Source organism: Paracoccus sp. SY (assembly GCF_002901215.1).
Taxonomy (GTDB): Bacteria; Pseudomonadota; Alphaproteobacteria; order Rhodobacterales; family Rhodobacteraceae; genus Paracoccus; species Paracoccus acridae.
Genome location: NZ_NWMQ01000048.1, coordinates 1 through 20,893, shown reverse-complemented (window position 1 = coordinate 20,893; position 20,893 = coordinate 1). Strand labels below are relative to the sequence as shown.

At 68.3% G+C, this 20,893-nt stretch carries 21 protein-coding genes; 10 read left to right on the top strand and 11 right to left on the bottom strand.

The genetic code is table 11. The annotated features are described in order from the left end of the window. The first annotated feature begins 481 nt into the window (after positions 1–481). Positions 482–643, top strand: coding sequence for a hypothetical protein (locus tag CK944_RS23360; protein ID WP_158248072.1), 162 nt, complete (start codon positions 482–484; stop codon positions 641–643). Positions 644–718: 75 nt separating this feature from the next. On the opposite strand, the gene CK944_RS19180 is transcribed toward CK944_RS23360, so the two are convergent. Then, the gene (locus CK944_RS19180; protein ID WP_103174677.1) at positions 719–1,975 is read right to left on the bottom strand and encodes an NAD(P)/FAD-dependent oxidoreductase; all 1,257 of its coding nucleotides are present in this window, start codon (positions 1,973–1,975) and stop codon (positions 719–721) included. Here CK944_RS19180 and CK944_RS24080 point away from each other — a divergent pair. Beyond that, positions 1,967–2,524, top strand: coding sequence for a DUF2934 domain-containing protein (locus CK944_RS24080; protein WP_239986161.1), 558 nt, complete (start codon positions 1,967–1,969; stop codon positions 2,522–2,524). The genes CK944_RS19180 and CK944_RS24080 overlap by 9 nt on opposite strands. Before the next feature lie 232 nt (positions 2,525–2,756). Here the strand turns inward: CK944_RS24080 and CK944_RS19170 are convergent, their stop codons facing one another. The 9 genes from CK944_RS19170 to CK944_RS19130 are packed head-to-tail and all read right to left on the bottom strand — an operon-like array spanning position 2,757 to position 11,662. Then, a complete protein-coding gene (locus CK944_RS19170; RefSeq protein ID WP_103174676.1) occupies positions 2,757–3,158 on the bottom strand; it encodes a hypothetical protein in 402 nt (133 codons plus the stop codon). After that, a complete protein-coding gene (locus CK944_RS19165) occupies positions 3,155–4,054 on the bottom strand; it encodes a hypothetical protein (protein ID WP_205049113.1) in 900 nt (299 codons plus the stop codon). Before CK944_RS19165 ends, CK944_RS19170 begins: the two co-directional genes overlap by 4 nt. A 27-nt stretch (positions 4,055–4,081) precedes the next feature. Continuing rightward, the gene (locus tag CK944_RS19160; protein ID WP_103174675.1) at positions 4,082–5,119 is read right to left on the bottom strand and encodes a UDP-glucuronic acid decarboxylase family protein; all 1,038 of its coding nucleotides are present in this window, start codon (positions 5,117–5,119) and stop codon (positions 4,082–4,084) included. Between the two features lie 5 nt (positions 5,120–5,124). Further along, positions 5,125–6,210 (bottom strand): glycosyltransferase, encoded by a 1,086-nt coding sequence (locus CK944_RS19155; RefSeq protein WP_103174674.1) that lies wholly within the window; start codon positions 6,208–6,210, stop codon positions 5,125–5,127. Then, positions 6,207–7,289, bottom strand: coding sequence for a glycosyltransferase (locus tag CK944_RS19150; RefSeq protein ID WP_103174673.1), 1,083 nt, complete (start codon positions 7,287–7,289; stop codon positions 6,207–6,209). The genes CK944_RS19155 and CK944_RS19150 overlap by 4 nt, the downstream gene beginning before the upstream one ends. Continuing rightward, positions 7,286–8,395 carry a glycosyltransferase gene (locus tag CK944_RS19145; protein ID WP_103174672.1) on the bottom strand — a complete coding sequence of 370 codons (1,110 nt, stop codon included), beginning with the start codon at positions 8,393–8,395 and terminating at the stop codon, positions 7,286–7,288. The genes CK944_RS19150 and CK944_RS19145 overlap by 4 nt, the downstream gene beginning before the upstream one ends. After that, positions 8,392–9,465, bottom strand: coding sequence for a glycosyltransferase family 4 protein (locus CK944_RS19140; protein ID WP_205049112.1), 1,074 nt, complete (start codon positions 9,463–9,465; stop codon positions 8,392–8,394). The genes CK944_RS19145 and CK944_RS19140 overlap by 4 nt, the downstream gene beginning before the upstream one ends. Beyond that, positions 9,462–10,550: an SDR family NAD(P)-dependent oxidoreductase gene (locus CK944_RS19135; protein WP_103174671.1), complete on the bottom strand. Its 1,089-nt coding sequence runs from the start codon at positions 10,548–10,550 to the stop codon at positions 9,462–9,464. Before CK944_RS19135 ends, CK944_RS19140 begins: the two co-directional genes overlap by 4 nt. Further along, positions 10,547–11,662 (bottom strand): NAD-dependent epimerase/dehydratase family protein, encoded by a 1,116-nt coding sequence (locus tag CK944_RS19130; RefSeq protein ID WP_103174670.1) that lies wholly within the window; start codon positions 11,660–11,662, stop codon positions 10,547–10,549. Before CK944_RS19130 ends, CK944_RS19135 begins: the two co-directional genes overlap by 4 nt. Before the next feature lie 135 nt (positions 11,663–11,797). Between CK944_RS19130 and CK944_RS19125 the strand changes: the two genes are divergently transcribed. Genes CK944_RS19125 through CK944_RS19110 form a run of 4 tightly spaced genes read left to right on the top strand, consistent with a single transcriptional unit; the run spans position 11,798 to position 15,258 of the window. Continuing rightward, on the top strand, positions 11,798–12,391 hold the full coding sequence (locus CK944_RS19125) for a histidine phosphatase family protein (RefSeq protein WP_103174669.1): 594 nt from the start codon (positions 11,798–11,800) through the stop codon (positions 12,389–12,391). Between the two features lie 11 nt (positions 12,392–12,402). Next, positions 12,403–13,179 carry a TIGR04290 family methyltransferase gene (locus CK944_RS19120; protein WP_103174668.1) on the top strand — a complete coding sequence of 259 codons (777 nt, stop codon included), beginning with the start codon at positions 12,403–12,405 and terminating at the stop codon, positions 13,177–13,179. Further along, positions 13,176–14,108, top strand: coding sequence for a glycosyl hydrolase (locus tag CK944_RS19115; protein WP_103174667.1), 933 nt, complete (start codon positions 13,176–13,178; stop codon positions 14,106–14,108). Before CK944_RS19120 ends, CK944_RS19115 begins: the two co-directional genes overlap by 4 nt. A gap of 25 nt (positions 14,109–14,133) precedes the next feature. Then, positions 14,134–15,258 (top strand): inositol-3-phosphate synthase, encoded by a 1,125-nt coding sequence (locus CK944_RS19110; RefSeq protein WP_239986160.1) that lies wholly within the window; start codon positions 14,134–14,136, stop codon positions 15,256–15,258. Here CK944_RS19110 and CK944_RS19105 read toward each other — a convergent pair. Then, a complete protein-coding gene (locus CK944_RS19105; protein WP_103174665.1) occupies positions 15,198–15,809 on the bottom strand; it encodes a DUF1003 domain-containing protein in 612 nt (203 codons plus the stop codon). The genes CK944_RS19110 and CK944_RS19105 overlap by 61 nt on opposite strands. Before the next feature lie 65 nt (positions 15,810–15,874). Between CK944_RS19105 and CK944_RS19100 the strand changes: the two genes are divergently transcribed. From CK944_RS19100 to CK944_RS19085, 4 genes are all read left to right on the top strand, one after another. Then, positions 15,875–16,840, top strand: coding sequence for a zinc-binding dehydrogenase (locus CK944_RS19100; RefSeq protein ID WP_239986159.1), 966 nt, complete (start codon positions 15,875–15,877; stop codon positions 16,838–16,840). Next, on the top strand, positions 16,837–17,823 hold the full coding sequence (locus CK944_RS19095) for a Gfo/Idh/MocA family protein (RefSeq protein WP_103174664.1): 987 nt from the start codon (positions 16,837–16,839) through the stop codon (positions 17,821–17,823). The genes CK944_RS19100 and CK944_RS19095 overlap by 4 nt, the downstream gene beginning before the upstream one ends. A gap of 1 nt (position 17,824) precedes the next feature. Next, positions 17,825–18,880, top strand: coding sequence for a polysaccharide pyruvyl transferase family protein (locus CK944_RS19090; protein WP_103174663.1), 1,056 nt, complete (start codon positions 17,825–17,827; stop codon positions 18,878–18,880). Then, positions 18,877–20,265, top strand: a complete 1,389-nt coding sequence (locus tag CK944_RS19085) for a Coenzyme F420 hydrogenase/dehydrogenase, beta subunit C-terminal domain (protein WP_205049109.1) — start codon at positions 18,877–18,879, stop codon at positions 20,263–20,265. Before CK944_RS19090 ends, CK944_RS19085 begins: the two co-directional genes overlap by 4 nt. The last annotated feature ends 628 nt before the right edge of the window (positions 20,266–20,893 follow it).

Below are 20,893 nucleotides of genomic sequence, written 5' to 3'. Positions count from 1 at the left end.
GCGGTAAAGTTCATCAAGATCCAAGAACGGCCCCCGCAGCATGTTTGCAAGACAAAGGGATAATCCGGTCCAGGCAACTTTGACAGATGGTTGCGCCCTTTTCCTGATGACGCGCGTGCCTTTCCGGGCCGGTCCGGGCAGTGTGCGAACAAGTGCCATCACGAAAGACGTCGTCCACGATCATGGCCGCGGATGACGGGCTTGCAGCTTGCAAAAGCCGTTCAGGTCCGGCGCCCGAACCTGCCGGTCATCCTGACCACCGGCTGTGCAAAGCCCGGCCCAGGGATCATCCCGGTATCGCGCCCAAGCTCGGCAAGCCCTGCTGGCGAAAGCCCGAGGCGCTCGGGTCGAGGGAGGACCCAGAGGTCGTTCCGTTCAGGCTTCCCGCGATCTGATCGCCCGATGGCCTGCCACGATCCATCTTGCTGCCCAGGCGGAACAACCGGCCCTGGCCCAGGGTTGTGGTTCAGGAGGAACCATCATGACCCGTGAACGTCCCAAGCAACCCAATCCTGCCACCGATCCCCCGCGCCAGCATGGTCAGGGCGACCATGAGGGCGTTCCTCATTCCCCCGAGGAGTTCGATGTCATGAACCCGGCAAAGACCGGCAAGACGCCCGGCAACCCGCAGGAAAACCAGTAGCCGGGCCGGCGGGATCGCTGGGCGGTCAGAGTCCCGTCCCGTTGGCTGCGCGTCCCCCAAACCCGGCGCGGGCGATCACCTGCGCCGGGCCGTGTCCTTCTGCGTGATGAGGCGGGCTGGATTCTGCCGGGACAGAAAGCTCCACAGCCAACTGATGGCGACCGCCAGCCGCGACCTGACCCCGATCAGGAAATAGACATGGGCGATGCCCCAGATCCACCAGGCCAGCCATCCTGTCATGCGGATGCGGCCAAGATCGATCACGGCGGCATTGCGCCCGATGGTGGCCAGGTTGCCCTGATGGACATAGCGGAAGGGCTTCGGGAACGGCTTTCCGGCCAGCCGTGCCTTGATCAGGGCCGCCGCATACCTGCCCTGCTGCTTGGCCGCCGGGGCCAGGCCCGGCACCGGCTTGCCGTCCGCCTCGACATGGGCGGTGTCGCCCAGCACGAGGATCCGGGGATCGCCGGGCAGGGTCAGGTGCGCATCCACCATCACCCGCCCCGCGCGGTCGGCCGGTGCCCCCAGCCATTCCGCCGCCGGCGAGGCCTGCACCCCGGCAGCCCAGATGACCGTCCGGCAGGGAACCGGGCTTTCGCCGATGGTGACGTCGCGGGCCGAGATGCCGGTCACCGGCTGCCCGGTCAGGACCTGCACGCAGCGCCGCTGCAAGGCCGCCGCCGCATAATCGGACAGCCCCTGCGGAAAGACCGGCAGGACGCGCGGTCCCGCCTCGATCAGCATGATCCGCGCGGTGCGGGTGTCGATGCGCCGGAATTCCCGCGGCAGGACGCGATGCGCCAGATCGGCCACGATCCCGGCAAGCTCTACCCCCGTCGGCCCGCCGCCGATGATGGCAAAGGTCAGGTTCGCGTCGCGTTCCGCCGGATCATGGGCCAGTTCCGCGCGCTCGAACGCCAGAAGCAGGTGGCGGCGGATGGTGGTCGCGTCTTCCAGGGTTTTCAGGCCGGGGGCATCGGCCTCCCATTCGTCATGGCCGAAATAGGCGTGTCGCGCGCCGGTCGCCAGCACCAGGGTGTCGAAGGGGATCCGGTCCCCGTTGTCCAGCACCACCTGCCCCGCGTCCCGGTCCACCCCTGTCACGCGGGCCAGCAGGGTCACGACCTCTGGCCGGCCGCGCAGCACCCGGCGAATGGGCCAGGCGATCTCGGACGTCGCCAGAAGCGTCGTCGCGACCTGATACAGAAGCGGCTGGAACAGGTGGTGGTTGCGCTGGTCGATCAGCGTGATCGCGCAATCGGCCCCCGCCAGGTCCTGCACCAGCTGCAAGCCGGCAAAGCCGGCCCCGACGACGACGACGCGATGTTTCATGATGGCCTCGAAAAAACGGATCCTGTTCCCGAACCTTTGACGGCGCCATTTGTTTCTGTGCCCGTGTCGCTCAAGGGCATTTCGTCGTCCGGGGCGACGACTGACGCGGACTTCCCGTCATTCCAAACCGCGTCTTCGTTCCGACTGGGCGCGATGCCCTTGACCCCACCCGGCTGCTCTCGCGTTCAGGAACATTTTGCCCCGGCGGTGGTTCGGCTGCAAATGATCCCGGAGGTCACCATGCAGGACGACGAACACATTCGCCATCGTGCGTATCAGATCTGGGAAGCTGAAGGCCGCCCCGAGGGCCGCGAGGCCCAGCATTGGGCGCAAGCTCGGGACGAGCTTGGCGTACCGGGCGACGATGCGCTTCTTGAAGGAGGGGAAGACCAGGGCCTGTCCGAACTTCCTGCCGAGGTTGCCCCTGATGACGGCGGCCGGGCAGACGGGCGCATCATCGAAGCAGGCGAAGGCGGAACGGCCGGTGGCCTTGATGAAGCGGAAGAAGCGCTTGCATCGGGGGATTCCGATACGGGTGAAGGTCGCTGAGGCGCCACGCCATGCCGGGTTGCGGAATGGAGGTCACGAGAGCCGTTCCGCCCCCGGATAGAAGGCCATGAACCTGCCCCCCGGACCAGGATGACCGCCGATGCGCCGGATTCGTCAGGGTATCCCGGGGATGACGCTTTCGGGGCGGATCACCCCTTCGTCATGCGGATCATCCAGCCGCACCGCAGGATCGACCCTCACCAAGGGCTGCGGCTTCTTCTTGAAACGTCCGTCAGCCGCAAGGGTGGTATTTCTCCTCGACCAGTTCGGATCGCAGCAGGGTGTTGATCTCGCGCTTCAACGCGGCCCTTTTGTCGTTCTTCAGATAGACCGAGCGCGCCAGCGCGATGAATTCCTCATCGAAGCGGGCGGCGGCTTCCTTGGCGCGAATGTCGTCCTCGATCTGCCACAGATCAAGGTTCACGCGGCGCAGGCCGTCGATCAGGACGGCAAGGCCCGGCTGCGGCAGGACGGGGGCCGCGACCTCGCGCAGCAGGGCAAGCTCGCGGTCCACATTGGCGCGTGCGGCCGGGTCAGAGATGCGGGCCGCCTTGATTTCCAGGATGGTGATCTTGTCCAGAAGCTCTCCCCAGGACACGGGGGCAAGCGGCGCGGAACGGAACGTCGATGTCATGCTGATCTACCTTCTGCAGGCTGAAACCGGGTTGCGCGATCCAGGGCCGCGACCGCCCTGCCGATCACGCCGGTCCAATCGCCGGGCGCGGACTGGCGCCAGACGCGCATCGTCGGATACCATGGGGTGCATTCGGCCTGGATGGGCCAGCGCCAGTCTGGGTCGTGCTGGACCAGCAGCCAGACCGGCCGTCCCAGGATCCCGGCCAGATGGGCGATCATCGTATCCACCGTGACGACAAGCGCGCATCCGGCCACAAGCTGGGCCGTTTGCATGATGTCCAGCGGGCAGCCGGCCGGGTTCAGGACGGGAAGCGCGGTCGGCCCCGGCATCAGGGACAGCGCCGGCCCTGTGCAGAAGGGCGCGAACATGGCCTCGGGCACGGATCGCCGGGCGTCCCAGTCGCCCGCGCCCCAGCACAGCCCCACCGTGCCTGGCGGCAGCGGAGCGGGCGCAACGATGTCCAGCACGGGAAGCGGGGCGTCGGACGGGCCGGCGCGCAGGGCAAGCGGCAGTTCCATGATCTCGATATCGCAATCCTGCGGCGGCAGGGGATGGGCCACGTCGAAGGGCACCAGCCTGTCGATGCCCGGAAAGCCCCGGAACAGCGGCACAAGATGGGGCTGCATTTCCACCGTGACCCGCGCCGCGCGCCGCGCCAGCAGCGGCAGGAAGCGCGAGAACATCAGCGTGTCGCCCAACCCATGGTAACAGCGCACCAGCACATCGCGCCCCGCGAAGGGCCGCCCGTCCCAGACCCAGCGCAGGTGATAGGGCAGGCGCGGATCGTCGCGCAGGGCCGGATCGCGCCCTCTCAGCGCCGCGTCGGCAATGGCCCAAGCCGCGGGAAAGTCCCCGCGCCGCATGGCATTGGTCCAGGGATCGCTGTCCGCCATGATGCCGGCCGCCGCGCCGCCGCGATCCTAGCCCGCGGCCCCTGCCGCCGCGGGTTCCGCCGCCAGTTCCGCCGCGAACCAGGCGCAGGTCGCCTCCAGCCCCTCGGCCAGGGGCACCTGGGGCGCCCAGTCCAGCAGCGCGCGTGCGCGGCTGATGTCGGGCCGCCTGCGGCGCGGGTCGTCCACGGGCAGCGGGCGATGCACCACCGGCGCGCGCGTGCCGGTCAGGGTCACGACATGGCCCAGCAATTCGTTCACCGTCATCTCGGCGGGATTGCCCAGGTTCACGGGCTCCATCCCGTCGATATCGGCCGCCATCAGCGCCATCAGACCCGCCACCATGTCCGAGACATAGCAGAAGCTGCGCGTCTGGCTGCCGTCGCCATAGACGGTCAGTTCGTCCCCGCGCAGCGCCTGGCAGATCAGGTTCGACACCACGCGCCCGTCATTGGGGTCCATGTTGGGGCCATAGGTGTTGAAGATGCGCGCCACGCGCACCTGCGCCCGGCCCGCGCGGGCGTAATCGAAGGCCAGCGATTCCGCCGCGCGCTTGCCCTCGTCATAGCAGGCGCGGGGGCCGGTGCAGCTGACATTGCCCCGGTAATCCTCGGCCTGGGGATGGATCTCGGGGTCGCCGTAAACCTCGCTGGTCGAGGTCAGCAGGAAGCGCGCCTTGGCGGCCTCGGCCAGGTGCAGCAGGTGGTTGGTGCCCACGACATTGGTCAGCATCGTGTGTTCCGGGTCACGCTGGTAATGCGGCGGCGAGGCCGGGCAGGCCAGGTTCCAGACCCGGGTGATGCGCGGGGCCAGGCGCAGCAGTTCCGCCGGCAGGGGCTGGGTGATGTCGTGGCGCAGGAAGCGGAAGCGGGGCTGGCCTTCCAGCGCCCGCAGGTTCGACGGGCGCGAGGTCTGCAGGTTGTCGAGGCAGAGGACCGATTCCCCCCGGTCCAGCAAAGCCCGGCACAGATGCGATCCGATGAAGCCCGCGCCGCCCGCGACGACGTTCAGGGACAGGGGTTGCACGGTTCCGCGGGGACCGGGGTCCAGGTCGGTTTGTTTCCTCATGCTGCTTATCCCCCTGCTGTTTCGACTGGACGGATGCCAGCCTTGTGGTTTGCCGCTTCCGCCAGATGCGCTTCCAACTCGGCCGCGCGATGATCGGCGCTATGCGCGGCCTCGATCCGCGCCCGCGCCGCCCGGCCCATGGCCCCGGCGTCGCGGTCCAGCGCCGCCAGAACATCCGCCGCGCCATCAGCCAGCACGATTTCCCGTCCCGGCTGGAACAGCGTCTCGATCCCGTCCCACTTGTCCGAGATGATGGGCGTGGCGCAGGCCCCGGCCTCGAACAGGCGGACGGATGGCGAGTATCCCGCGCGGATCATGTCGGCCCGCGTCACGTTCAGCGTGAAGCGGCTGGCCGAATAGAAGGCGGCGTGGTCGGCGGGCGGGCAATGCTCGATCCGCTCGACGTTCGCGGGCCAGTCGATGTCCGCCGGATATTGCGGCCCGGCCACCACGAAGGACAGGTCCGGGCGGCGGCGGGCGGGTTCCAGCAACAGCCGTTCCAAGGTCGGCTGGCGGTCGTCGCTATAGGTGCCCAGATAGGACAGGTCCCAGCGCTTCGGCACCTCTCGCGGCCCGTAAAGGTCGAGGTCCACCGAGCAATAGAGCGCCCGCGCCATGGGCGAGCCATAGCGGCTTTCGATATGGCGCAGCGTCGGGCCGCCGGTGAAGGACAGATAGACGTCGAAGCCGGGGATCACGGCGGGCGAGAGATATTCGTGGTCGCCCCGTTCCAGCTTCGCCAGCGTGACCGGCGTGTCGATGTCGTAGAAGCCGGTTGTGCCGCGCGCCCATTTCTGGACGCGGCGGGACACCTCGACCCCCTCGGGGACATAGCTGCCGACGATCACCGCATCCGCTGCCGCGATCTGGTCGCGCCAGCGTTCAAGGCCGGGAAGGTCCGCATAGAATTCCAGCCGGCACCAGTCGGGGTCCAGAAGATCCCGCTGGCTGGCATACCAGGGCACGTCGCGTTCGAGGAACAGCACCTCGTGCCCGCGCCGGGCAAAGGATTTCAGCAGCGCGCGGAAGGTGGTGGCATGGCCGTTCCCCCAAGAGGACGACAGCGACAGGCCAAGAACGACCAACTTCATGCCGCTATCCCCTTTGCCTGCGCCTTGAACAGGGCGTCCACCTGCGCGCCGCGCAGGGCATAGGTGTGTTCCGCCTTGACCCGCGCCAGCGCGGCCTGGCCGATTGCCTTCGCCCGGTCCGGGGTCAGGGCCGCCAGATGGTCGGCCACGTCCTGTCCGTCGCGGGCGACCAGCACCTCGGTATCCGGGGTCAGGAACTGCTCGATCCCTTCCCAGGCATCGGTGATCAGGCAGGCGGCCGCCCCCGCCGCCTCGAAGACGCGGGTGGCAGGGGAAAAACCCACATTCGCCATGCTGTCGCGGGCGACGTTCAGGACGGCCAGCGGCGTGCAGTTGAAGGCATTGTGCTCATGCGTATAGACATGGCCCAGATGGCGGACATTGCCCGGCATTTGCTTGCTGTCCCAGCCGTTCCCGCCGATCAGGAAGTTGCGGTTCGCCAGCATCGCGGCGGGCTTGAGGAAGAATTCCTCGACCCGCGCCTCGCGATCGGGCAGGCGGTTGCCGAGGAAGGCAAGGTCGGATGCGAACTTCGGATCGGAGGGCGCGGGATGATGCGTCGCGGGGTCCAGCGCGTTATAGACCGGCTCGCACAGCTTCGCGCCGAAGCCGCGATAGGCGTCCACCACGGGCGGGCCGCCGCCATAGGTCAGCACCATGTCAAGGCCGGGCAGCGCGCGCCGCACGGGATGGCTGTCGTCCGCGCGCATCTCGTCCAGCGTAGCCGCCGCGTCCACGTCCCAGAAGATCTTCAGGGCGCCGGACCTGGCCTGCGCCACCACACCCTCCAGCAACTCGCGGTCGAAGACGCCGACGCCGTTGGCCTTGACCACGATGTCCGCATCCGCCGCCTCGGCCAGGACGCCGCGCATGGCGTCTTCCGTCGCGGGATAGACGACGGACCGGCACCAGTCCGGCGGGTCGATGTCGCGGTGCTTCTGGCGGTCGAAGGCATCGGGTTCATAGAAGGTGATGTCGTAGCCGCGCTTGGCGAGTTCGCCGAGGATGCCGCGGTAATAGGTGGCCGCGCCGTTCCAATAGGACGACAGCAGGCTCGATCCATAGAATGCGATCTTCATGCCGCAGAGGCTCCGAGGTTGAGGCCGAGCGTTCCGGCGATGGAGAGGAGTTCCTGCGCACGATAGGCGCAGGTATGGCGGGCGCGGATGGTTTCCAGCCCGTGCGAGACAAGCGAGGCGCGCAGGTCGGGGTCGTTTGCCAGATCGCGCAGGCGGGCGGTCATTTCCGCGCCGTCCTGCGCGAACAGGAAGTCCTGACCGGGGCGGAACAGGTTCTCGCTGTCCTGCCATGGCGCGGATACCAGCGGGATGCCGCAGGCCAGCGCCTCGAAGACGCGGATGGTGGGGATGCCGGGCAGCACGGTGGTATAGAAGCGGCGGGGGACATGGACCGTCGCCAGTGCCCGGGCGAAGATTCCCGGCGCGGCGGCATTGGGCGCCCAGCCATGATAGCGGACGCCATAGCGGTCCAGCGTCGCCAGCGCCTCGGCCGGATAGCGCACGCCGTAGATGTCCAGCGGCAGGTTCGCCTGCTGCGCCGGGCGGAAGAGGAAGTTTTCCAGTTCCTCGGTCCGTTCGCCGTCGCCCCAGTTGCCGATCCAGACCAGCCCCTTGCGTGCGCTTTCCTGCGCGGGCGGGTGGAACAGCCTTGTGTCGGCGGCCTCGTGCCAAGTCCAGACGCGGTCACCCCAGCCCCAGCGGCGATAGACCTGGGACAGAGTCTCGCCAAAGGCCAGCACGCCGTCGAAGCCCGACAGGTCGAAGGCACGGATCGCATCCGGCTCGCTGACCGCGCGGTGATGGGTGTCGTGGAACAGCAGCGTGAAGCGGGCGCCCCCCTTGCGGGCCTTGCCCAGGGTGGCCGCCAGCGAGGGGTCGTTCCATTCATGGACGATCACCAGATCGGCGCTGCCCGCCAGTTCCACCGGGTTGGCGGCGGGTTCATAGGTCTCGACCGTCAGTTCGGGGTAGTTGGTGCGGAACGGCTCCAGCCCCGCCTCGCCGTGGTCGCGCAGCAGGTTTTCCAAGCTCCAGGCGCCCTGAGGTTCCAGCGCGCGGACGTGGTGGCCGAGCGCCGCCAGTTCCCGCAGCACGCCGCGCAGGAAATGGGCGTTGCCGTGGTTCCAGCAGCTTTGCAGCGAATGGGTGAAATAGACGATCTTCATGCGGCTTTGTCCTTGGCCGAAAGGAGGTCGCGGTAGATGCCGGACATCTGCGCGGCCATCGCGGCGGGGGTATAACGGGCGGCGCGCAGGCGTGCGGCCTCGCCTTGGGCGGCGTGACGGGCAGGGTCGGCCAGCAGGGCGCGGATGGCTTCGGCGAAGCCCTCGGCATCGCCGGGGCTGACGAAGGTGGCGGCGCCGTCCCAGAGTTCGCGGAAGGTCGGGATGTCCGACAGGACCAGCGGGCAACCCGCCTGCGCGGCCTCAAGGACGGCAAGGCCAAAGGGTTCGAACCGCGCTGCGCTGGCGAAGACGGGCCGGCGGGCAAGCCAGCCGGCAAGCCCTTCGGCAGGCAGAGGCCCGGTGGCCTGCAGATGCGCGGGCGCGACCGTCGCGCCATGGGGCGCGCGGCTGGCGCCGATGGCAACGAAGGGCGCGTCCAGCAGGGCGGCGGCGGCATCCAGCGTGGCAGTGTCCTTTACCTCGTCCCACAGGCGACCGATGGTCAGCGCGCCGGGAAAGGGCTGCGCGTCGGGCAAGGGCATCGCGGTGCGGCCGTTGTGGACCGCCGCCGGCGTCACGGGCAGGCCATAGCGTCGGGCCGTGGCCTCGGCATAGGCGCGAGTCGGCGCCACCACGCGATGCGCCGCGCGCAGGCCCTGTCCCACAAGATCGGGCAGCCAGGCCAGCGCGGGGTCCACCGGACCGCCGCGCGCCGCGTCCCACCAGGTGCCAAGACAGCCGTGGTTCACCGCCACGACCGGCTGGTCAAACCGCGCCACGGCCAGCGCCGGGGCGTTCAGATGCACCAGATCCGCGCCGAGCTGACGGGCCAGTTGCGCCACAGCCTCGCCCGCCGCCAGCACGGGTGCGGGGCCGTCGCTCAGCCAGTCCAGCGGCAGGCCGGTGTCCACCAGGGTAACAGCCGCCGCATCCGCCGCCGCGCGCTGGTCCGGGTCGGGCGCGGGACCAAGCACCGCGAGCGTGACCTCGGCATCCAAGGCCCCCGCCAGTTCCAGCGAATATTGCCAGACCCCGCCGACCGCGTCGGTGGTCATCAGCACCCGCATCATGCGGATTTCGCCAGGGGTTGGCCGATGGGCAGGTTGATCCCGCCCTCGGATGCCAGCCATTGCGCCAGCCGGGTCACGCCGTCCTGCCAGTCCACCTTGGGCGAGAGTTCCAGCGCCTGGTCCGCCGCGCGGGTATCGGCCACGAAGTAACGCTGGTCGCCCGCCCGCCAGTCGGAATAGGCGATGTCCACGGGTCGGTCGATGATCCGGCCCACGAAGTCCAGCAACTGCCGCAGGCTGACCGCGTTCCGTGGCCCGCCGCCCAGGTTGAAGACGCGGCCCGAAACCCGGTCGATGCGGTCCCAGGCGGCCAGATAGGCCTCGACGGCATTGGACACGTCCAAGATGTCGCGCACCTGGCAGCCGTCGCCGTAAAGCGTGATCCCTTGCCCTTTCAGCGCGCGGATCAGGAAATGGGCGACCCAGCCCTGATCCTCGGTCCCCATCTGGCGCTGGCCATAGATGCAGGACATCCGCAAGACGCAGGTCGGCACGCCGAAGCTGCGGGCATAGTCCAGCACATACTGGTCCGCCGCGCCCTTGGAACAGCCGTAGGGCGTGTGGAAGTCCAGCGGGCGTGCCTCGCCGATGCCATGGGCGCGCACGTCGCCGTCAGTGGGGCGATAGGCCTCGCCCTCCAGCGCGAAGTCGAGATCCGCCAGATCGCCATAGACCTTGTTCGTGGACGCAAAGACCAGCGGCGTGCCGTCGTTCTTTGCCCGCAGCGCCTCCAGCAGGTTCATCGTGCCGATCAGGTTGATCGTCATGTCCTCGACCGGCTCGACCATGCTGGTGGTCACGGCGACCTGCGCGGCCAGGTGGAAGACCACCTTCGCCTGTTGCGCGGCGGCGGCCATGCGGGCGGCGTCGCGGATGTCGGCCTGGATATGGTCGATCCGGTCGCCGTGGCGGGATTGCAGCCAGGACAGGTTACGTTCCACGCCGGGGCGGCTCAGGGCGTCATAGACGATGACCCGGTGACCGTCCGCCGCCAGCCGATCGGCGAGGTTCGAGCCGATGAAGCCCGCGCCCCCCGTGACCAGCACCGGGCGCGGATCGGCCGATGCGTCGGTGCGCCCGGTCATGCCACCAGCCCGCGCTTGTCGAGTTCGGCCCGCATCTTTTCCACATTGTCCACCGCCGTCTGGCTGGCGACCCATTCGGCCAGTTCGGCAAGCCCCTCGCGGAAATCCGTCTGCGCGGTGAAGCCCAGCTTTTCGGCGGCAAGCCGCGTGTCGCAGAAGCAATGGCGGATGTCGCCGATCCGGGCCTTGCCGACGATCTGCGGTTCCAGCGAATTGCGGCCCATGGCGCGGCCCAGTTCCTGCGCGACCTCGGTCACGGACCGGTCGTGGCCGGACCCGATGTTGAAGGTGCCGCCCGCCGCCTGCGGCAGGGACAGCGCCTCGGCGAAGGCGCGGGCCACGTCGGACACGTGGACGAAATCGCGGCGCTGCTCGCCATCCTCGAAGATCATCGGCGCCTGGCCGTTGAGGTAGCGCGAGGCGAAGATCGCCAGCACCCCGGTATAGGGGTTCGACAGCGCCTGTCCGGGGCCGAAGACGTTGAACAGCCGCAGGCACACGCCCTCGATCCCATAGGGGGCCGTCATGATATGGGTGGTGCGTTCCTGCACGAACTTGTTCAGCGCATAGATGGAGGCAAGGTTCGGGCGCTTCCATTCGGGCGTCGCCACGGGGGTCAGGGGGCGGCCCTGGGCGTCGGTCGGATCCCATTGCTTCAGCCCGTCGCGGATGCCCACGCGCTCGGCATCCTCGACCGTCTGGCCGTCGGCATCCTTGTAAAGCCCCTCGCCATAGATGGACATCGAGGAGGCGGTGACGACGCGGCGCACGGGGTTGTCGATCAGCTTCTCGAACAGGACGGCGGTGCCCACGTCGTTCGTGGACGTATATCGCTCGACCTCGTACATGGACTGGCCCACGCCGACCTCGGCGGCCAGATGGATCACGCTGTCCACGCCCTTCAGCGCGCGGGCAACGGCATCCCCGTCGCGCACGTCGCCCTGGATGAGCTCGGCTTCCGCATTCAGCGCATCGGGGCGTCCCGCGCCGTCGCCATGGACCTGCGGGATCAGCGCATCCAGCACGCGAACCTGATGGCCGCGCCGCAGCAACTCGTCCGTGACGAAGCGCCCGATGAACCCCGCGCCGCCCGTGATCAGAACCTTTTCCAATGTGTCCCCCGTCCTGTTGTTTCAGAAATTGCAACGGTATCAGTGTTGTGATGTAAAAGCCCCCATGCAGATTTGGTTCCATCTTCTTCTTCATCTTTGTTGCCCGGCCCTCTGCCAGCCTGCCCGGGGCGGCGCATGAGCGTGCTGATCGGCCTGGTCCGCCACGGCGCGCATGACGACCTGGGCACCTGGCTGAGCGGGCGGACGCGCGACATCGCGCTGAACGCGGCGGGGCGGGACCAGACCGCCGCCCTGTCCCACCGGCTGGCCGAGCGGGGCATCGCGGCCATCGCCACAAGCCCCCGCCGCCGCACAATCGAGACCGCCGCGATCCTGGGGCAAGGCCTGGGCCTGACCCCGGTCCGGGACGACGCCCTGGACGAGATCGACTTCGGCGCCTGGTCCGGCGCGCGCTTTGCCGACCTGGACGGCGATCCCGCATGGCGACACTGGAACGCGGCGCGGGGGACCGCGCCCACGCCGGGGGGCGAGACGATGGGTGCCGCCGTGTCGCGCGCCATGGCCCATCTGGACGGGCTGGCGCGGCAGGGCGGCGGGCCGGTCCTTTGCGTCAGCCATTGCGACGTGATCCGGGGGGTGATCGCCCATGTCCTGGGCCTGCCCCTGGACAACATCCTGCGCTTCGACATCGACCCGGCTTCGGTCAGTTGGGTGATGGCGCATGGACAAGGCATGGCCCATGTCCTAACCATTAACGGCAGAGAATGACGGAACGGATAATGAACGCAGCGCAGATTGCCCAGAAAGCAGAAAGACTTGGCCCCTGGTTCCAGAACCTGGATCTGAAGGGCGTCAGGACCGCGCCGTCGCATTTCCTGGGCGATTATCCTGCGGACAAGTTCTCTCGTTTCGCGCATCTGCTTCCCGCGGATCTGACCGGCAAGACGGTCCTGGACATCGGCTGCAACGCCGGCTTCTACAGCTTCGAGATGCGCAGGCGCGGGGCTGCCCGCGTGCTGGGGATCGACACCGACGCCCGCTATCTGGCGCAGGCCGGCTTTGCCGCCGAGGTGCTGGACATGGACGGGGTCGAGTTCCGGCAGGTGGGCGTCTATGACGTGGCGGCGCTGGGGGAACGCTTCGACCTCGTGATCTTCATGGGGGTGCTGTATCACCTCCGCCATCCGCTGCTGGCGCTGGATCTGATCCGGGAACATGTCGCGGGCGACCTGATGCTGTTCCAGACCCTGACGCGCGGCCCCGACACGGTGGCCCAGGCCGCCGAGGATTACGACTTTTCGGAAGACGCCCATTTCCAGGCACCCGACTGGCCCCGCATGGCCTTCATCGAGCGGCAATGGGCCAATGACTGGACCAACTGGTGGGTCCCGAACCGCGCGGGGGTCGAGGCGATGCTGCGCGCCTCGGGCTTTGCCGCCCTCGCCGGCCCCGCCGACGAGGTCTATCTGTGCCGCACCGCCCCGGTGCCATTTGCCGAATACGGACCGGCGGCGGTCTATCCCGCCCGTCCCAACCAAGGAGAAGCCGCCCGATGATCGAAGCCGCGATGATCTGGAACGAGCCGAACAACAAGTCCCACTGGGATCCCGAACTGGACCCCGACTGGTCGCGCTTCGGCCAATGCGTGTCGCTGGCCGGGCAGGCGATCAGGGATGTGAACCCGGCCGTGACCCGCGTCCTGGGCGGCATGTCGCCCATTGACCCCTTGTGGGTGCAGCGGATGGAAGGGCATGGGGCGCTGGATCATGTGGACGTGGTCGCGGTCCACGGCTTTCCGCTGGACTGGAACCTGTGGCAGATCCACGAATGGCCCGCCAAGGTGGCCGAGATCGAGGCCGTCACGGACAAGCCCGTCTGGGTGACCGAGGTCGGCGTCGGATCCTTCGGCGCCGAGGAGGTGCAGGTCTTCGGCGTCCAGAAGACCGCCGAACTGCTGGTCGGCCGCGTGCCGCGCATCTTCTGGTATTCGCTGTTCGACCTGCCGCAGGAATGGGGCGCCACGACACGCCACCGCGAGGCAGAGGGCAGTTCCTATTACCGCCATTTCTACATGGGCCTGATCCGCGCCGACGGCACGCCCAAGCCGGGGCTTGACGCCTATGCGCCGCACGCCGCCGACATGGGGCTGATGCAGTGGTTCCATTACCAGGATCCGCGCCTTGACGATGCGGTGGCCTGGATGAAGCGGCTGGGGGTGCGGCACCTGCGCACCGGCCTGTCCTGGGCCGACAGCTTCCGCCCCGACGCGCTTGGCTGGTTCGACCGGCAGATGGAGGCTCTGGCCGATTTCGACACTACTGTGACCTTCTGCTTCACGCCCGAACACCTGGGCCCCGGCGCGCATCACACCAGCCCGCCGCATGATCCGCAACAATTCGCGGATTTCTGTGCCACGATGATTGAACGATACGCGCCCCGCCGTGTTGAGACCCAGCCAGCTACATTGCTGTCGGCCCTGACTTGACCCGTCCAGACCGGAAGGCCCCTACATGAAAGACGCCCATATGCCGATCAACATCGCCATCGTCGGGGTCGGCAACTGCGCCAGTTCCCTGGTGCAGGGGCTGACGCATTATGCCGGGCGAAACGATGCCACGGGGCTGATGCACCACAGCCTTGCGGGCTATCGCCCCGACGACATCCGGGTGGTCGCGGCCTGGGACATCGACGCCCGCAAGGTGGGCCGCGACGTGGCTCAGGCGATCTTCGCCCTGCCCAACTGCACGGCGGTCTTCGCCCCGGACGTGCCCGATACCGGCGCCGTGGTCCGCATGGGCCGCGTCTTGGACGGCGTGGCCGAACACATGGCCGATTACCCCGAGGCACGGACCTTCCTGCCCGCCGACGAACCCGAGCCCACGCGCGAAGAAGTCGTGGCCGCGCTGCGCGACGCGCGGGTGGACGTGCTGATGAACTATCTGCCCGTGGGCAGCCAGAAGGCGACCGAATTCTATGCCGAATGCGCGCTGGAAGCGGGCGTGGCCTTCGTCAACAACATCCCCGTCTTCATCGCCTCGGACCCGGCCTGGGCGGAACGGTTCGAAAAGGCGGGCGTGCCGATCATCGGCGACGACATCAAGGCCCAGCTTGGCGCCACCATCGTGCATCGCGTGCTGACCGACCTATTCCACAAACGCGGCGTCAAGCTGTGCCGGACCTATCAGCTGAACACCGGCGGCAACACCGATTTCCTGAACATGGCGAACCACAAACGCCTGGAAAAGAAGAAGATCTCGAAGACCGAGGCCGTGCAGTCGGTCGCCGCCGACCGCATCGCGGACGAGAATATCCATGTCGGCCCGTCCGATTACGTGGCCTGGCAGAACGACAACAAGGTCTGCTTCCTGCGGATGGAGGGCGAGTTGTTCGGCGGCGTGCCCATGAACCTGGAACTGCGCCTCTCGGTCGAGGACAGCCCGAATTCCGCGGGCGTCGCCATCGACATGATCCGCTGCGCCGCCATCGCCCGCGACCGCGGCCTTGCCGGACCGGTGCTGGCGCCTGCCGCCTATTTCTGCAAGCACCCGCCCGAGCAGATGACCGACGACGAGGCCTATGAGGCGGTCGAGGCCTTTATCGCCGAAGGCTTGCCCGTGGCCGCATCCCTGTCGTGACCGCTGCCGGGATGACCGGGGGCACCCTCCCCCTCCACTTCCTCCAGCGCGTCCAAGACCTGCTCGGGATCGACGTTCTTCTCGACCTCCTGGGCCGCGCCTTCGTCGACGGGCACGTCCAGCCTTTCGGCCATGCGGTGGATCACGCTCGCAAGCTTGGTCAGCTCGTCCTCGGTCAGCAGGCTGACATGCAGGGTGAAGTCGGCGCGGGCATCGGCGCGCTGTTCCTCGCGCCGCTGGTTCATCAGCACGAACAGCGACAGGAAGATCGCCTCGGTCGAGGCGACGGAGCCGATCAGCCCCAGACCCTCGCCGAAGGGAACGGGAATGGGGATCAGGTCGGTCAGCACCAGCAGCAACCCGCCGTAAAAGACGACATGCAGCAGGATGAAGGTCATCGACCCCGCGATGCGCGTGATCCTTTCGGCGATCTTGTCGCTGATCGAGGCGCGGGCGTCCTCTTGCCGGCGGCGCCGGACCAGCCGCAGGATGTTGCTGGTCAGTTGCTCTTTCATGTCCTCGCCGGGGGGGACGGGATCTTTCTGGTCCATGACAGCCTCGCCAAGCCTGCCAAGAACAAGGGACCGGGCAGCGCCTGGGTTCCAGGAGAAGTCCTATGATCCAGACCATGCGTGCGGCGGTCCTTGAGGGACCGCAGCGATTTTCCGTGGCCGAAGTGCCCGTCCCCCAGCCCGGCGCGGGCGAGGTTCTGATCCGCCTGGAAGGCTGCGGCGTCTGCGCCTCGAACGTGGAGCCCTGGGAGGGCCAGCCCTGGTCCACATGGCCCGGCACCCCCGGCGGCATGGGGCACGAGGGCTGGGGCCGCATTGTGGCCTTGGGCGAGGGGGTCGAGGGGCTTTCGGTGGGCGACCGCGTGACGGCGCTGACGGAACGGTCCTATGCAGAATACGATCTGGCGCAGGCCGACATGGTGGTGCCGCTGCCCGCGTCCCTGGAGGGGATGCCGGTTCCGGGGGAACCCGTGGCCTGCGCCATGAACATCTTTGCGCGGTCCGATATCCGCGCGGGCCAGACGGTGGTGATCGTCGGCATCGGCTTTCTGGGCGCGATCCTGACGCGGCTGGCCGTGGATGCGGGGGCAAGGGTCATCGCCGTGTCGCGCCGGGCCGAAACGCTGGACCTGGCGCGCCGGATGGGCGCGGCGGAAACCATCTCCATGGATGATCATTGGCGCATCATCGAGGATGTGAAGCGCCTGACCGATGGCCGCATGGCCCCTCGGGTGATCGAATGCGTGGGCAAGCAGTGGCCGTTGGATCTGGCCGGGGAACTCGTGGCCGAGGGCGGGCGTCTGGTGATCGCAGGCTATCACCAGGACGGACCGCGGCAAGTGAACATGCAGATGTGGAACTGGAAGGGCATCGACATCGCGAGCGCCCATGAGCGTGACGCGGGTGTCCGCATGGCGGGTCTTCGGGCGGCGGTCGATGCGCTGGCCTCGGGCTGGCTGGACCTTGGGCCGCTGCTGACCGGGAGTTATGCGCTGGATCAATTGGGCGACGCACTGGCCGCGACCCGCGACAAGCCGGGCGCCTTCGTCAAGGCCTGGGTGGCGCTGTGAGCCGCCCCCGTCTGGGTTTCCTCGGCACCGGCTGGGTCGGGCGGCACCGGATGGCGGCGCAGGCCGCAACAGGACTGGCCGAGATCGTGGCCGTGGCCGAGCCCGACGACACCTGCGCCGCCGAGGCGCTGTCGCTGGCACCCGGCGCCCGGCGGGTGGATGGGCTGGACGCGCTGCTGCGCGAAGACATCGACGCGGTGGTGATCGCCACCCCGAGCGCCGCCCATGCGGAACAGTCCATCGCCGCGCTGAATGCCGGCAAGGCGGTCTTCTGCCAGAAGCCGCTGGGCCGCACCGGCCCCGAGGTGGCGCAGGTGGTCGAGGCCGCGCGCCGCGCCGACCGGCTGCTGGGCGTGGACCTCTCCTATCGCCAGACCGCCGCGATGGGCGCGATCCGGCCGCTGCTGGACGCGGGCGCGCTGGGCCATGTCTTCGGCGTGGACGTGACCTTCCACAACGCCTGGGGGCCCGACAAACCCTGGTTCTATGACCCCAAGCTCTCGGGCGGCGGCTGCGTCGTGGACCTGGGCGTCCACCTGATCGACCTTGCGCTGTGGTCGCTCGGCTGGCCCGAGGTCACGGGCGTCGAAAGCCGCCTTTACGCCAAGGGCGCGCCGCTGGCCGATCCCTCGCGCCAAGTCGAGGATTACGCCGTGGCAACGCTGGACCTTGCGGGCGGGACCGTGGTGCGGCTCGCCTGTTCCTGGGGCTTGCAGGCCGGGCGNGAGGCGGTGATCGCGGCCGAGTTCTATGGCACCGAAGGGGGCGCGAGCCTGCGAAACGTCAACGGATCCTTCTACGACCTGCGGGCCGAGCGGCATCACCATATCCGCGCGGAAGCCTTGGCCGAACCGCCCGACGACTGGGGCGGGCGCGCGGCGGTGGACTGGCTGACGCGGCTGTCCCAAGGCGCGCGCTACGACGATCAGGCGCGGCATCTGGTGACGGTCGCGCAGGTGATCGACCGGATTTATGGCCGATAGAATGCGCGTCGGCGTCCTGACCTTCCACCGCTGCATCAACTATGGCAGCTACTGGCAGGCCCGCTGCCTGGTCGAGGCCATCGCCGCCCGCGGCCATGACGCCGTGCTGCTGGACCACCAGTCCTGCGAGGTGACCTCGCGCGAATGGCGCTATGCCTTCCAGCCGCTGACGCCGCAGCGGTCCTCGCGCGCGGATGTGGCGCAATACGGGCGCAAGCTGCGCAAGTTTGTGCAGGCTTTCGAAACGCTCCCCTTGTCCGCGCCCTTCGATCTGGACGCGCCCGAGGCGATGCCGCCGGTGGACCTTGCGGTGATCGGCAGCGACGAGGTGCTGAACCTCTCGCATCCCTGGTATGGCGGCAAGCCCGTCTTCTGGGGCGAGGGGATCGCCGCGCCGCGCGTCGTGACCTATGCGGCGAGCTTCGGGAACTACGCGGCCGATTTCGTCGAGCCGCAATGGGCGGAACGCCTGCGTGATCTGGACGCGATCTCGGTGCGCGACGACAACAGCTTCGGGCTGGTGGAAGGGACCACGGGCGCCGAACCGGCGATGGTGCTGGACCCGGTGCTGCTCAACCCGCCCAAGGTCGAGGCCGTCCACGAAGCGCCTTACATCCTGGTCTATGGCCACCACATCCCCGACTGGTTCGCCGCCCGCGTGCAGGATGCCGCCCGCGCGCGGGGCCTGCGGACGCTCAGCGTGGGCTATCGCAACGACTGGGCGGACGAGCAGCGGCTCGACGCCGGGCCGCAGGACTTCGCGGCGCTGGTGGCGGGGGCCGAAGCAGTGGCAACAACCTATTTCCACGGCTGCTGCTTCGCGCTGGTGAACGGCAAGCCGCTGGTCTGCGCGCCGTCGGATTACCGCTGGACCAAGGTCCGCGACCTGACCGCGCTGCTGGGGGCGGAACGCCACCTGACCTTCGAGGACCGCGACCCCGCCGACGTAGGCGCATTGCTGGCCGAGCCGGTGTCGGAGGCGGTCCGGGCGCGCATCGCGGAACTGCGGGCGCAGTCGGAGGACTGGCTCGACGCGGCACTGGCGGGGCGGGCATGACCCAGGCGCTCAGCCCCGCGCAGATCGTCCGCTCGGGCCTCTGCATCGGCTGCGGGTCCTGTGCCTCGGGCACCGACGCGCGGATGGCCTGGGACGGTTACGGCCAGTTGAAGCCCACCGGCCCCGCGACCCACCGGCGCAGCGAGGCGTTCGCCAAGCTCTGCCCCTTCTCGCCCGAGGCGAAGAACGAGGACGCCATCGCCGCCGCCCGCTTCCCCGAGGCGCCACAGCATGACGCGCGCTTGGGCCGCTACACCTCCTGCCATGTCGGCGCCGTCGCCGAACCGCCCTTCCGCGAACGCGGCAGTTCCGGCGGCATGGTCAGCTGGGTCGCCGCCGAACTGATGCGGCAGGGCGAGATCGACGGCGTGCTGCACGTCCATCCGGGCAAGCCAGGGCAGCCCTTCTTCGGCTATCGCATCAGCCGGTCGGAAGACGACCTGCTGGCCGGCGCCCGGTCCCGCTATCACCCGATCCATCTGGCCGAGGTGCTGGATCAGGTCCGCGCCACACCCGGCCGCTATGCGGTGGTGGGCATCCCTTGCTTCATCAAGGCGGTGCATCTGGCCCGCGCGCAGGATGCCATTCTGGCGGAACGGATCACGCATATGCTGGGCCTCTTCTGCGGGCACATGAAAAGCGCGCGTTTCGTTGAAAGCTTCGCCTGGCAATTGGGCGCGGACCACGACCGGGTGCGGGCCGTCGAATACCGGCTGAAGGACGCGAACCGGCCTGCGAACTGGTACACGGCGCATCTGACGCTGGACGACGGCAGCACCGTGCAGAACGAGTGGTTCCACCTGGCCGACGGCGACTGGGGCGCGGGCTATTTCCAGAACTCGGCCTGCAATTTCTGCGACGACGTGGTGGCGGAAACGGCGGATGTCAGCTTCGGCGACGCCTGGGTCGAGCCCTATTCCTCGGACGGCCGCGGCACCAACGTGGTAGTCGTTCGCGCGCCCCTGATCCAGCGCCTGATCGACGAGGCCCGCGCCGAGGGGCGGCTGGACCTTGAGCAGGTCAATGCCGATTTCGTGGCCGACACCCAGGCCGCAGGCTTCCGGCAAAGGCGGGAGGGGCTGGCCTATCGCCTCACCTGGGCCAGGCGCGGCATCCGCCCGATCAAGCGCGTGGCGCCCTCGGCGGCAGGGATCGGGTGGCGCAGGAAGCTGGTCTATCGCACCCGCGCCGCGATCAGCCGCGGGTCTCACCGGATGGCATGGCTGGCCGCTGCAACCAGCCGCCCGCAGATCTATGTCGGCTGGGCAAGGAAAGCCTATGTGGTCTATGAGGGATTGACCTACTGCCGCGGCAGGCTTGCCCCGCTGTTCGACAGGATCGAGCGAATGGCAAACCGACGGCACGATGACACTCGCCTGCCCTGACGGCTGGTGAACGGGCTGGTTGGACAGTCTGGTTTCGGGCAGCCCAGGCGAAAGTGGCTGTGGCTGTAACCGAGGGCGGCAAGACACTGATCAAGCGGGCGCAGCACGGCGAAGTTCACCCGAACCGGATCAAGCAGGGGCGCGATCAGCTGCTTGCCGGCCCGACGGGGCGTCCGGCGAAGCCCCGAAAGTCCCGCCGGCCCCGGTTGTAATCTCCCGACCACGGCCGATCTACCGCCAGCAGGTGCCGCGTCTGGAGGCGCTGCTGACGGGCAGCGGCCAGATGGTGGCGGCGAATTCTCTGCTACGCGAGTTCCTTGGCGAAGTGCGGGTGAGGGGTGATTCTGAGGCGCCGAACGGCATGCGGATCGTACAAAGGACGCGAAGGGGCGCGGCGGATGCTGGCGATTGCTTTGGTGCTGGGGACCGCCAGAGGTCTGCTTTTTGGAGGACCTGGCGGAGAACCCGGAGCCGCCTGCCCTGCGTCTGCACCCCAGCCTCACTAAGCTTTATCGAGAGAAGATCTCCGGCTTGGCTACGGCCCTTTCGACCCGGCGGCCAGGCTCCAAGCATCGCGGCATTACGCGGCCTGATTGCGGAGATCGGGCTGATGCCTGCCGCTTCGGCA

Excerpts from the sequence above, each read along its gene's own strand:
- CK944_RS19155 (WP_103174674.1), bottom strand. The coding sequence starts at position 6,210 with ATGAAGTTGGTCGTTCTTGGCCTGTCGCTGTCGTCCTCTTGGGGGAAC.
- CK944_RS19165 (WP_205049113.1), bottom strand. The coding sequence starts at position 4,054 with ATGGCGGACAGCGATCCCTGGACCAATGCCATGCGGCGCGGGGACTTT.
- CK944_RS19125 (WP_103174669.1), top strand. The coding sequence starts at position 11,798 with ATGAGCGTGCTGATCGGCCTGGTCCGCCACGGCGCGCATGACGACCTG.
- CK944_RS23360 (WP_158248072.1), top strand. The coding sequence starts at position 482 with ATGACCCGTGAACGTCCCAAGCAACCCAATCCTGCCACCGATCCCCCG.
- CK944_RS19115 (WP_103174667.1), top strand. The coding sequence starts at position 13,176 with ATGATCGAAGCCGCGATGATCTGGAACGAGCCGAACAACAAGTCCCAC.
- CK944_RS19110 (WP_239986160.1), top strand. The coding sequence starts at position 14,134 with ATGAAAGACGCCCATATGCCGATCAACATCGCCATCGTCGGGGTCGGC.
- CK944_RS19180 (WP_103174677.1), bottom strand. The coding sequence starts at position 1,975 with ATGAAACATCGCGTCGTCGTCGTCGGGGCCGGCTTTGCCGGCTTGCAG.
- CK944_RS19145 (WP_103174672.1), bottom strand. The coding sequence starts at position 8,395 with ATGAAGATCGTCTATTTCACCCATTCGCTGCAAAGCTGCTGGAACCAC.
- CK944_RS24080 (WP_239986161.1), top strand. The coding sequence starts at position 1,967 with ATGTTTCATGATGGCCTCGAAAAAACGGATCCTGTTCCCGAACCTTTG.
- CK944_RS19100 (WP_239986159.1), top strand. The coding sequence starts at position 15,875 with ATGATCCAGACCATGCGTGCGGCGGTCCTTGAGGGACCGCAGCGATTT.
- CK944_RS19150 (WP_103174673.1), bottom strand. The coding sequence starts at position 7,289 with ATGAAGATCGCATTCTATGGATCGAGCCTGCTGTCGTCCTATTGGAAC.
- CK944_RS19090 (WP_103174663.1), top strand. The coding sequence starts at position 17,825 with ATGCGCGTCGGCGTCCTGACCTTCCACCGCTGCATCAACTATGGCAGC.
- CK944_RS19105 (WP_103174665.1), bottom strand. The coding sequence starts at position 15,809 with ATGGACCAGAAAGATCCCGTCCCCCCCGGCGAGGACATGAAAGAGCAA.
- CK944_RS19120 (WP_103174668.1), top strand. The coding sequence starts at position 12,403 with ATGAACGCAGCGCAGATTGCCCAGAAAGCAGAAAGACTTGGCCCCTGG.
- CK944_RS19140 (WP_205049112.1), bottom strand. The coding sequence starts at position 9,465 with ATGATGCGGGTGCTGATGACCACCGACGCGGTCGGCGGGGTCTGGCAA.
- CK944_RS19085 (WP_205049109.1), top strand. The coding sequence starts at position 18,877 with ATGACCCAGGCGCTCAGCCCCGCGCAGATCGTCCGCTCGGGCCTCTGC.
- CK944_RS19170 (WP_103174676.1), bottom strand. The coding sequence starts at position 3,158 with ATGACATCGACGTTCCGTTCCGCGCCGCTTGCCCCCGTGTCCTGGGGA.
- CK944_RS19135 (WP_103174671.1), bottom strand. The coding sequence starts at position 10,550 with ATGACCGGGCGCACCGACGCATCGGCCGATCCGCGCCCGGTGCTGGTC.
- CK944_RS19160 (WP_103174675.1), bottom strand. The coding sequence starts at position 5,119 with ATGAGGAAACAAACCGACCTGGACCCCGGTCCCCGCGGAACCGTGCAA.